This window comes from Pedobacter cryoconitis, from assembly GCF_014200595.1.
Taxonomy (GTDB): Bacteria; Bacteroidota; Bacteroidia; order Sphingobacteriales; family Sphingobacteriaceae; genus Pedobacter; species Pedobacter cryoconitis_C.
Window position 1 is genome coordinate 983,761 of the sequence record NZ_JACHCG010000001.1, and the last position, 12,509, is coordinate 996,269.

Here is a 12,509-nt window from a genome sequence, read left to right on the forward strand (position 1 = left end):
TATGAGCTTTATAACTGATAAACAAACGATCGATGATTTGAATATCTTCTCCAGGTCCGGGAGTGATTCAATCTACTATATTTTTAATAAAACCTATACTCAGGGTGGGGCGGTACTGCTGGAACACCTGTTTCGGAATCCGCTTTCGGATGAAAAAATGATCAATGAAAGAGTAGCTGTTCTGCGATATTTTCAAGAAAATAAAACTGTTTTTCCTTTACAGGGAAACCGTTTTGAAGAAGCCGAAAGGTACCTTGCTAATACCGATCCGCGCAGTCGCCTTTCTAATCAGGGATTCAGTATGGCAGACTTTAAGGCCGCCGGAGAAAGTGTAACTGCATTAACGGAGATTCTACAGGGCTTAAAAAGCTTTATGCTGGAAATTCAACCAAGAGTACCGCAAAATCCATATGGCAAAGAAGTAGCAAAAATCCTTGAATTGTTGAATTCCAGAGCATTGGAAATCATCTTTACAGACCATGGTAAAGGAAAAATCTCATCCGGTAAAATTGTAGAATACGACAATATTTTACGCTTTCAGCAACGTCCGCTGCTGGAGAAAATCCTCCAGCACATCTATCACCTGGATGTTTATATTTCCATCGCCAGAGTGGCCCAGGAAAGGGGGTATATATTTGCTACTGCGCTCAAGCGTGATGCCAACCGGTTAAAGTTGAAAGGTTTAGGCCATCCTCTGTTGAATAAACCAGTGACTAATGCTTTGGAGATGACACCAGATAGCAATATTGTTTTCCTGACCGGGGCGAATATGGCGGGCAAGTCTACCTTTATGAAATCACTCAGCATTGCGATGTACCTCGCGCACCTGGGTTTTCCGGTTGCAGCGGAGCAAATGGAGTTCTCGGTATGTGATGGTATGTACACCACTATTAATTTGCCGGATAACCTGGCCATGGGAGCCAGTCATTTCTATGCAGAGGTATTGAGGGTGAAAAAAGTAGCGGTTGAACTTGGGGCAGGAAAGAACTTGTTTGTCGTTTTTGATGAGTTATTTCGTGGAACCAATGTAAAGGATGCCTATGAAGGTACCATTGCCATTATGGAAGCTTTTGCCAGTAAGCCACATTCATTATTTGTAATTTCTACACACATTATGGAAGCCGGGGTTGTGTTGCAGCAGAAATGCAGCAACATGATCTTTCGCTATTTGCCTACCCGGATGGAGAATGGCAAACCTGTTTATACCTATACGCTAACCGAAGGGATTACCGACGACAGGCATGGAATGATCATCATCAATAATGAAGGTGTATTGGAACTGATCAGCGATAGAAAACAAGCAAAAAACACACAGACTAATCTAAGTGCAGATAAGCAAACTATTGAGGATCTGAATTTGCAGGGAAAGTTTAAACAGCAATCTATTTACAGTCTGTTCAATCGTCTGCAAACCAGAGGTGGGGAAAAGATACTGGAAGCTATGTTCGCGCAACCTTTGAATCAGCCAGAACTGATCAATAAACGCAGTGCTTTATTCGCGTTTTTTCAGCAGCATCAGGTAATTTTTCCAGTGATCCGATCTCAGATAGAGTCGATGGAAGATTACCTGGCAGGCGGAGCAGGTGCTGCATTGCCAAGAGTAGCATGGGGGATTTTTATTAAAAAATTCCAGCAAACGCTTTTCCACAGTGCTGAATTGTTGCAATTACAAGCCGGACAATCGGTCACTATTGAAGTTTTACAGGCATTTCAGGTGTTCTTTTCAGAACTGAAAGCCCAACCAGGAATAGAGGTTTACCAGAATGACCTGAGTAAAGCAATAAACATCCTCCAGGATTCCAGACTTCAGGGTATTTTAAGTCAAGCAGAAGAGCAACCTTCTTTAATACAGCTGATTAAAAATGACTATGTGATCCGTCATGCGATGATGAATCAGATGGAAACTTTGTTAAAACTTATTTATGAGCTTGACGTATTTGCAGGTGTGGCAGCGGTTGCTGTTGAGCATGATTTTGTGTATGCAAAAGCATTGCCTGCCGATCAGATGGTCTTGAATATGCAAGGTTTCCGCCATCCGGGATTGAGAAATGGTATAGCCAATAACCTGCATTTAACTAAAGACCGTAATGTGCTGTTTTTAACTGGTGCAAACATGGCCGGGAAATCTACCTTCATGAAATCAATGGGGATTGCAGTTTACCTTGCTCATATGGGCTTCCCGGTAGCAGCCAAAAATATGGAGTTTTCAGTGAAAGATGGTTTATTCTCTTCCATCAACGTTTCTGATAATCTGGATATGGGTTACAGTCATTTTTATGCAGAAGTATTGCGTACCAAAACCGTGGCCAAAGCAGTTAACGAATCCCTGGATCTTTACGTCTTGTTTGATGAGTTATTTAAAGGTACGAATGTAAAAGATGCTTATGATGCCACGTTGGCGGTCACTAAAGCTTTTGCCGAAAACAGGAACAGTTTTTTTGTCGTTTCTACACACATTATTGAAGTAGGCGAAGCTTTAGGGAAATTGTGTGATAACCTGCAATTCTCCTTCCTGCCTACTGTGATGAAAGATGGCATACCGACCTATCCATATACATTGGCTTCCGGTATTACGACCGACCGGCAGGGAATGATCATCATTGAAAATGAAAAGATCGTGGATATCATTCAAGCAAACGATCCGGTAACAACTAAAACTCCTTTATAAATATATCATGTTCATCAAATATAAATATTTAAGCTTTTTATTTCTTATGGCGCTTTGCATCCCTTTTGCTTGTAAAACGAGTCAGGATGCACAGCCGTTGCTATTGGATCCCGAAGTAAGAATGGGTAAGCTGCCTAATGGTTTTACCTATTACATCCGTAAAAATAAAACACCGGAAAAACGGGTGACCATGTATCTGGCTAATAAAGTTGGTTCTATTCTGGAAACAGATCAGCAAAGGGGGATAGCTCATTTTGTAGAGCACATGAACTTTAATGGAACCAAACATTTCCCTAAAAAAGAACTCTCCAATTACCTGGAAAAATCAGGAGTGCGTTTTGGTGCTGATATCAATGCGAATACTGGTTTTGATGAAACCGTGTATCAGCTACCTTTACCTTCGGATAACCCGGAATTATTGGCCAATGGCTTGCAAATCATGCGTGACTGGGCGCAGGATGCCAATATGGAAGCGGAAGACGTAGAACGTGAACGTCGCGTGATCCTGGAAGAAAAACGCTTCCGGCAGGGAATTACACAACGCCTTCAGGAAAAGAGCGTTCCCTTTTATACTAATAATTCCCGTTATGGCTTGCGTTTGCCTATCGGAACAGAAGAAGTGTTGTTAAAGGCTACACCAGAACAAATCCGTAGTTTCTATAAGACTTGGTATCGCCCGGATCTTCAGGCTATTTTGGTAGTAGGAGATATTGATGTGAATCAAATGGAGAAGAAGATCAAAGCGAAATTCTCAGACCTTCATAATCCGGAGAAAGAGAAAGAACGCCCTGTTTATCGGGTCAGTCTGACCGGTAAAAACCAATATATGCAGTTTCTGGATTCAGAATTTACTGGAATCTCCATAGAAATTATAAAGAAACAGCTGGCAGACACCATTCTTACGACAGCAGATTACCGTGCGAACCTCAAAAATAAATTGTTGGCAGAGCTAGTGAGTATCCGGTTTAGAAGGCTTCCTATTGTCGGTTTTGCACCTTTGTCGGGTGGGTTAACTTCTTTTTCTGTGAACTTGACAACTAAACCAGCAGAGACGGAGCAAGCATTGAAAAGTGTATGGCTGGAACTTCGCCGGATGGAGGAACAGGGTTTTACAAAAGGAGAACTGGAGAGGGTTAAGAAAGCTTATCAGTTTCAAATGGATGAAACTTTGAAAGAAAAAGATAAGACTGCTTCAGAAGTGCTGATCAAACCTTATCTGCAACATTTTTTAACCGGTAATGCGGCGCCTGGTATCAATAAAGAGGCAGAACTGACTAAAGAATTACTTTCTGAGGTAACGCTGAATGAAATTAATGAGCTGATGAAGGAATATATGAAAGCTAAAGATCGCGACATCATCGCGAAATCATCAGCGTATAATAAATCATTTCTTCCAGATGAAGCGACCTTACTTAAATGGCTGGAAAATGTGTATGCGCAAAGTCTGCCACCAATGGAAGAAGACGAAATGGAACTTCCTTTGCTTAAAAAAGAACCTGTCCCAGGAAAGATCAGTGCTGTAGAAGAGATCAAACAAGCCGGTATTCAAAAGATCAGTCTGAGCAATGGCATGACGGTGTTATTGAAAAGAACAGACTTTCAGAATGATCAGATTCTATTTAAAGGTTTGGCTGAAGGAGGAACTTCTTTATCCGGCGATGCAGATTATGAAAGTGCACTCAATGCCGCAAATATCATTGCTGCTGCGGGTGCTGGTAATTATGATGCTTTACAGTTGGACAAATTTATGACCGGAAGAAAGGTTCAGCTGAGTCCTTTTATATTGGATCAGTACCAGGGGTTCAATGGCAGTACGACTAAAGAAGACCTGCCAGCTGCATTGGAATTGCTGCATGCTTATTTTACAGAACCTCGTAAAGATGAAGAATCCTATCAGACACTTTTAGGAAGGGCTAAAGAACAGCTAATCAATAAAGAGGATAATCGCAGCCAGATATTTATGGACACAGTGAACCTGGTGTTGGGAAATTATCATTTGCGTAAAAAGCCACAAAGCATCAGTCGTTTATCAGCGATCAAGCTTGATCGGGCCTTTGAGATTTATAAAGAACGATTTGCGAATGCAGCTGCTTTTACCTTCCTTTTTGTAGGAAATATAGAGGTTGAAAAAGTTAAACCACTATTGGAAAAATATCTGGGCTCGCTGCCTTCGAAAGGATCTGTTGAGCCGGCTAAGGATCTTGGAATTAACATTCCTGCGGGCCGGATTTCTAAAACTGTGTATAAAGGCACAGAACAGAAGTCAAGTATAGTTCTTGCATATTCAGGTGATTTCGACTACAATTTTGAGAATACAATTAAGATGAATGCGATTGCTGATGCCTTGAAAATCAGCCTTACTCAGCGTCTTCGTGATCAGGAGGGAGGGACCTATACCCCGAATGTACAATTGAGTTTATCTAAATATCCGAAAAGACGGTTTGCAATGATCGTTTCATTTGACTGTGCCCCAAAGAATGCAGAGAAGCTGACTGCTTCCGTACAGGATGAACTGAACAAAATGAGAACATCAGGTCCTTCCATGGAAAACCTACAGAAGTTTAAGGCAGCGCGTAAAGCCGGACTGGAAACAGGTGCTAAGAACAATGAGTTCTGGATGGATTACCTGGCTTCGCAGTTGATGAATAAAGAACCTTTAACACAGCTCTATGATTATGATGCGGCTTTAAATGGTATCAGCACAAAGTCAGTTCAGGAAGCTGCTGTAAAATACATTCAGGATAAAAATTATGTGAAACTGGTTTTAATGCCTGAAAAAACTAACCCTTGATTATAGACATATGAAGAAAATAATACAAATAGCCAGGCTGGAACTCAGCCTGCTATTTTATTCACCGATTGCCTGGCTGATGTTACTCATCCTATTTATACAAATGACTATGGACTTTACACCCAAATTACCTGAATTGGCACGCGGACAAACACTCAACGCGCTCACAGATAAGTTATTTGTAAACATAGAGTATGCGGGTGTCCTGAGTGCTGTTCTGGATAAATTGTACCTCTATATTCCTTTGATTACGATGGGCATCATCAGCAGGGAAACCAGCAGCGGGAGTATAAAATTACTGTATTCTTCTCCGGTGAAATTAAGCCATGTGGTTTACGGGAAGTTTTTATCCATGATGTTGTATAACCTGATGATTATGGCAGTGATTTGTCTTTTTGTGGTGATTGGAGCTATTTATATCCCTCATTTTGACTATCCGCATATTTTAGTTGCACTACTGGCCATTTATTTAATGCTCAATACTTTTGCAGCCATAGGGATTTTTGTATCCAGCTTAACTACTTATCAGGCAGTGGCTGCGATCAGTACTTTTGTCGTGCTCGCTTTCATGAATTATATCGGTAGAGTTGGACAAGGGATTGATTTTATCCGTGACCTGACTCATAGCCTTTCTATGCCGGATCGTACCGCACGTATGATGTCGGGATTGCTGAATAGCCGTGATGTCATTTATTACCTGGTGATTTCAGGGATTTTTCTTGCTTTAACAATTACTAAACTGGAATTGGAGCGGGTATCGAAAACAGTATTGCAACAAGTGATGAAATATGGGCTGATTGTGTTGGTTGGTTTAACCATTACCTATATAAGTTCCCGTCAGCAGATGATTGGTTACTACGATGCGACGGCAACTCAACAAAATACAATCAGTAAAAATACGCAGGAAATTCTCAAGAATATGGGTGATGAATCCGTGGAGATGACTGAATACGTGAATGGTCTGGAAGATTCTTATAACCAGGCAACGCCCAACAAGCGGATTGCAGACATTGCCCGTTGGGAACCTTATCTGCGCTTTAAACCTAATATTCAAATGAAATGGGTTTACTATTACGATAGCATACCTGGGATCACCGAACAATTGAAACAGCAGAATTTCACTTTTAACCATTATGTGATGTTCATGTCCAACTTGATGAAACTTGACCTTCGTAAGTTTTTAACGCCCGCCGAAATCAAGCAGAAGATTAACCTGAAAGGAGAAAATGCACGCGTAGTGATGCAGCTAAAATATAAAGATAGAACAACTTTTTTAAGAACATTTTCTCCTGATAGTTATTTCTGGCCTAAAGAAGCAGAAACTGGTGCGGCACTAAAACGACTGATTGTAAAGGCTCCTAAAGTTGTTTTTGCAACGGATGGGTATCAGCGCAGTATGGATAAAATTGGGGATAGAGATTATAAAACTTTGGCAAATACAAAGTTGAGCAGAGGTTCCATGGTCAATCAGGGATTTGATGTAGATAGTGTATCTTTAGAAAATGGGGAAATACCTGAAGGTATCGCTGCATTAGTAATTGCTGATCCTAAAGTCGCCTTTAGTCTGAGGGCGGTTGCTAAACTTCAGAAATATATCGATCAAGGTGGGAATCTGATGGTTGCAGGAGAGATTGGTAAACAAGGTATCATCAATCCATTGCTGGAGTCCCTTGGGGTTAAAATGTTGGATGGAACGCTTGTCCAACAGAGCAAAGACTATTCAAATGACCTGCTGATGCCAAATTTAGCTGCTGGTTCAGTGGCAATGATTCCGGAATTACAACCTTACTATTTGAAGAAATGGATAGTGTCCATGCCAGGTGCCTCAGCCTTAAGCTATGATTCCAATGGCCCCTTTACTACTCATCCGCTATTGATGACGAATCCGGAAAGCAGCTGGCTGAAAAAGGGTAAACTCGTTCTGGACTCGGCAACAGCTGTATTTGATGTTAAAGCTGGAGATCAGAAAGGTAGCTTTCCTGTCGCATTGATGCTCAGTAGAAACCGGAACAATAAAGAACAACGGATCATGGTGTCTGGGGATGCCGATTTTTTAAGCAATGCAGAATTGGCCAGGGTGAACATGACCACTGTTAATGGAGGTTTTGCTCAGGGTATTTTCAAATGGTTTGCTTATGGCGAATTTCCAATAGATACAAGCAGGCCAGAGCCTAAAGACAATGCAACAACGCTGACCAGGACCAGTGTAAAAGCGTTACAGATAATTTATTATGGCGTAATCCCAAGCATAATTTTTCTAATGGGAATGGTAATCCTCATTCGTAGAAAAGGTAAATAATACAGTTATTGAAATGTAGTGAAGCTGGCTAACAGTAAATAGGAGAACAGAATTTAAGATCATAAAACTGTAAACTGATTATCATATAACGTTACATTGTAGCCAGGTTCTGTAGGGGTTGTGGTATATATTGAAGTACTACTTCAATATATACCACAACCCCTACAGAACTTATTAGATTAAAAGATAAATCGCTCCAGAGTTGCAATTAAATTTCCGGTTATATGCATAGTAGCCGATGTATAAATAGATTTGGTATATATCCTGGCGTATCCGTATAAAATAGCGTCTCCAAAGGTTTGTACAATGTCTATGTACGAAGACTTGGTATTGAAATAAGTAAAATGGTGTAACAGAACAAAAATACAAGCTTGTACAAAGTTTGCCAAATGCAGGCTTTTAAACCATTTGATCATTAAATCGAAAATTCTCGCCCTAAAAAGTAATTCTTCAACTATAGGTCCTAATATCACAGCGCCCATTACCAGGATTATAGACGGTGATAAGTGATGTCGCCATTTTTCAATTTCCAGGTTACCTGTCTTATGTAAAATAAGGTCTGTAATAACTGAGTAAATTAAAAACCCTCCGGCCCATATGAAATAGCTCTTGTAGGATACAGGCTTGTTCAGGTAAAAAGCTTGTGAACTTATTTTTTTGTTTCGGATTAGTGTTGTAATAACAATAAGTACAATTATAAAGGGTAAAATTCTTAGAATAGCAGATCTGATTTCTTCACTCATGAGTATTTATTATAAGTTGTTTAATAAAGATTTATTGCTTGGAAATCAACATGATAATTCCTTGTTCCGGTAAAAGTATGATTTTTGATATTTAAATATTTCAGTTTCAAATGAAACGTTCACCTCAGGCAATCGTCATTTGGTGTAATAATAAACGTAATTATTTTTTTATTATTTAACTTTAATGCATCTATTGGTTATTGAGGTTAATTATTGTTTTCTTGAAAGTTATAAAAAAAAATATCATTCTTGTAAGTGGTTGATCCTGTATGTTTCTGATAAATATAAAGCTTAAAGATAATTTACGAGCAATGATAGTTTTAAAGCTTTTTTAATTGTTGAAATCTTCTGGATTGTATTAAATTAATATGAATTATTACTAATATTTTATGTTTTTTAATAGCATCTGGAAGTTGCTGAATATTAAAAATTTTAAGCACTCAACTATAATTAGGAGCCATTATAAACTGTTTTCTGACTTGTTTTTATTCCTGTTGATATAATCAATTAATGATATTAGGTTGATTTTATATTAATATGTGTTGCTTTATTTTATATAAAATTTTAATAAAATAAATTGTTTCATGTATGGTGAGATTAAAAGGGAGCGATCTAAAACATATCTGGAAATCTTTTACAATAGCAGAGAGAGAAGGCGATTTTTATACAATATATTCGCATTATCATCATTATCTTAGTTTAATAGGGTATAAGCGTAGTTTTCGTGAAGACTCAGTTAATGATGCGATTAATGATGTTTTCTTGTATCTATGGGAAAATAAATCTGCTCTTCAGAATGTTAACAATCATCATAATTATATTGTAACCTGTTTTTTGAGAAAATTATATCGCAAAAGTATAATTGATCCGGAAGAAGTGACCGGCTTGCTTGATGTACCTATTGCACTCCTATCTCCCTCTGTAGAAGATCAATATATCCAAAAAGGTGTGAGTGCTACAGTGATTCAGATCGTTAAAAATCACATCAACCAGCTTGCTGACAAACAGCGGAACATGGTTTATCAGAAATTTTATCTTGGTTTATCTTATCAGGAAATAGCAATTGCGAACAAGGTTTCTATCAATACCGTTTACAATACTATTTATAAGGCGATTGATAAACTGAAATCGACAATTACTAAAGAGCAGGAGGCCTATCTTTTGATCGCAATCGGCACAATGATTTTATTTTTATTATTTTTTCAAATACACTAGTGAAAAAATAAAGTTTTCTGCTCTATTAAGAAAAATAATTAATCAGATGTCAGAAAAATATTTGAATGAATTGTTGACAAATGAGACATTCATTAATTACTGTTTAAACAGGAATGAGCAAGATGTCAGAGACTGGGAAAACAGGATAAAAGAGAACCCCGGAACAAAGGCAAGTCTTGAAGAGTTGAAAGCGATTGTTCTTTCAATGGGGTATCATGCAGGAGAAAAAGCAGTAGAGCAGAATTATCTGAAATTGCGTGCATTGATCAACAAGGGATATGCTATGAAAAAAAGGTATATACTTTTCCTCTTTTCATGGATCAGCTCAGCAGCAGCAATAATCATTCTGCCTGTTATATTCGTTTTTTATGGACTGACAAATGAATCTATTGAGCGTAAGATCAATGCAGTCCGGTTCCTGGATATCTATTCCGTTAAGCATTATAAACTCCATAAACCGGCAGGCCACCCGGAAAATTCTTTAATATACTCAGCTAAATATCGCCCTGACGACTACGTAATTATGAATCAGGTTGGAAGCGATTAAGTAAAAACGAAAATATAAATTATCACATCTCATCTTTAAACTACCTACCTATGTTAAAAGAACTAGAAAAGCTGGCTGCCTTTATAGGTAATACGCCTCTTATTGAATTGAAAAACAACGATGCCAATCTATTTGCGAAGTTAGAATACAATAACTTCTCTGGCAGCTCGAAGGACAGAGCTGCATTCAGTATTATTTATAACGGTATTAAATCAGGGAAAATTTCAGAAAATACTACAATTATTGCATCCAGCTCAGGCAATCTTGCTATTGCTGTAGCATCCATCTGCAAAAGATTGAAATTACGGTTCGTTCCTGTAATCGATCCGAATATTAATTCATCTTACGAAACATTGCTCAACCTGATGTCTCACCGTGTGGTCAAAGTGACTGAGCGGGATCATACAGGCGGTTATCTTTTGACCAGGATTAACGTGGTTAACGAACTACATGCAGTCACACCCGATTCTTTTATAGCAGATCAGTACGGTGACCCCAATAATTATAAAGGCTATTACGGGCTTGGAGAAGAAATTATTTCCTCTTTTGAAGAGCTGGACTATATTTTTGTTGCTGTAAGTTCCAGCGGTGCCATCACTGGTATTTCAGATTTCATCAAAAAGAACAAACCGGAAGTGAAAATTGTAGGCGTTGATGTAGAAGGTTCCGTCATCTTCAGTGACAAACCTGTTAAACGCTATATCTCAGGCATAGGCGCAAGTCAGATCCCTCCGATCATGGAAAATGCAATCATTGATGATGTGGTAATTATGTCTCAAATGAGTATTATCAGAGGATGTACTGAACTGCTGAATGAGCAGGCAATTTTTGCCGGGGCATCATCCGGAGCGGTTTATCTGGCTGCTAAAAACTATTTCAGATTTAATGATATCGAAGAATCAAAGGCTACCTCTCTGTTAATTTTTCCAGATAAAGGCCATACCTATTTAGATACCATTTATAACGAAGAATGGGGTAACCAATTGGCTGCCAAATTAAATGAAGAAGTTCTTTCCACTAATTTTTAAGCTGTAAAATAGAAATCATGTTATATCTGAATGCAAATAATATCAATGAGATTGGTTTTAATTGGGAACAATTAACAGCAGTAATTAAGGATGCCGTCATACAACTTCACGCAAATGATTATTCACAGCCAATTAAACCATATTTGAGATTTGGAGATCCTAAAAACAGGATTATTGCGATGCCAGCATATATCGGCGGGAAAACTCCCTGGGCTGGAATTAAGTGGATTGCCAGTTTTCCTGATAATATTTATAAGAATAAGCTCAGAGCAAATTCTGTGACTATTTTGAATGAGCATGATTCGGGAATACCACGTTGTATTATTAACACAGCTACAGTAAGTGCAATCAGAACTGCGGCTGTATCTGGTCTGGTAGTCAAAGAATTTCTAAAAGGATGGACCAGTGACCGTAAATTAATCATTGGGATTAACGGTTTTGGCCCTATAGGTCAGATGCACCTGAGAATGATTACTTCAATTTTAGGAAATCAGATTGATAAAGTTCTGATCCACGATCTCAATCCAATTGATAGAAATACTATTTTAAGTGAGGTTCAGGATAAAGTATCAGTTGCCGCAAATTGGGAAGAAAGTTATCAGGAAGCAGATATATTTATAACCTGCACAGTTTCTGATGCGCCATATATTAATATCTCCCCTAAAAAAGGCTCTCTCCAGCTCAACGTATCTCTGAGAGATTATACTGTTGACATGAAAGATTTTATGGATATTATCATCGTTGATAACTGGGAAGAAGTTTGCAGGCAGAATACTGATATTGAAAACATGCATAAAGAAAAAGGGCTGCTGGAAAGTGATACACTGACGATAGCCGAAATAATCAATAAAGGCATTTTGGAAAAAAGATCAGCTGCGGCTGTGGTGATGTTCAACCCAATGGGGATGGCTATTTTTGATATTGCAGTAGGAGGGTATTATTACCACGAAGCAATACATCAGAATATGGGTTTTCCTCTGCCGGATTAATCATATAAGCTATATATCCACCAGAACCAGGTATCGTGGATATATAGCTTAAACCTATTCAAAAATGTCTCTCATTCATTTACTTCCTAAACTAAATAATGTCATCCGGACCCTACGGCCGCTTGCTGTAACCAAATGCTGCGCTGCCGGACCTCTGCTATGTTCATTATTTAATGCTAACTGTCTTTATAAACCCTGAACAGTTGCACTCTAAAATTACCCGTAAATT

General features: G+C 38.6%; 8 protein-coding genes. 7 read left to right on the forward strand and 1 reads right to left on the reverse strand.

The genetic code is table 11. The features are described from left to right. The first annotated feature begins 1 nt into the window (after nucleotide 1). From HDE70_RS27255 to HDE70_RS04420, 3 genes are read left to right on the forward strand one after another with little or no spacing between them, the layout of a single operon-like run. A complete protein-coding gene (locus HDE70_RS27255; RefSeq protein WP_260159928.1) occupies nucleotides 2-2,668 on the forward strand; it encodes a MutS-related protein in 2,667 nt (888 codons plus the stop codon). Between the two features lie 7 nt (nucleotides 2,669-2,675). Next, the gene (locus HDE70_RS04415; RefSeq protein WP_183888237.1) at nucleotides 2,676-5,459 is read left to right on the forward strand and encodes a M16 family metallopeptidase; all 2,784 of its coding nucleotides are present in this window, start codon (nucleotides 2,676-2,678) and stop codon (nucleotides 5,457-5,459) included. Between the two features lie 10 nt (nucleotides 5,460-5,469). Further along, nucleotides 5,470-7,758 (forward strand): Gldg family protein, encoded by a 2,289-nt coding sequence (locus tag HDE70_RS04420; protein ID WP_183888239.1) that lies wholly within the window; start codon nucleotides 5,470-5,472, stop codon nucleotides 7,756-7,758. Nucleotides 7,759-7,937: 179 nt separating this feature from the next. Here HDE70_RS04420 and HDE70_RS27475 read toward each other — a convergent pair whose 3' ends face one another. After that, nucleotides 7,938-8,501, reverse strand: a complete 564-nt coding sequence (locus tag HDE70_RS27475; RefSeq protein ID WP_183865477.1) for a CPBP family intramembrane glutamic endopeptidase — start codon at nucleotides 8,499-8,501, stop codon at nucleotides 7,938-7,940. Between the two features lie 588 nt (nucleotides 8,502-9,089). Here HDE70_RS27475 and HDE70_RS04430 point away from each other — a divergent pair. From HDE70_RS04430 to HDE70_RS04445, 4 genes are read left to right on the forward strand one after another with little or no spacing between them, the layout of a single operon-like run. Continuing rightward, a complete protein-coding gene (locus HDE70_RS04430) occupies nucleotides 9,090-9,716 on the forward strand; it encodes an RNA polymerase sigma factor (protein WP_183888241.1) in 627 nt (208 codons plus the stop codon). 46 nt (nucleotides 9,717-9,762) lie between these two features. Next, nucleotides 9,763-10,263: a hypothetical protein gene (locus tag HDE70_RS04435; protein ID WP_183888243.1), complete on the forward strand. Its 501-nt coding sequence runs from the start codon at nucleotides 9,763-9,765 to the stop codon at nucleotides 10,261-10,263. Nucleotides 10,264-10,313: 50 nt separating this feature from the next. Beyond that, a complete protein-coding gene (locus HDE70_RS04440; RefSeq protein WP_183865480.1) occupies nucleotides 10,314-11,291 on the forward strand; it encodes a pyridoxal-phosphate dependent enzyme in 978 nt (325 codons plus the stop codon). A 17-nt stretch (nucleotides 11,292-11,308) separates the two neighbouring features. Beyond that, nucleotides 11,309-12,280 carry a 2,3-diaminopropionate biosynthesis protein SbnB gene (locus HDE70_RS04445; protein ID WP_183888245.1) on the forward strand — a complete coding sequence of 324 codons (972 nt, stop codon included), beginning with the start codon at nucleotides 11,309-11,311 and terminating at the stop codon, nucleotides 12,278-12,280. Nucleotides 12,281-12,509: the final 229 nt, after the last annotated feature.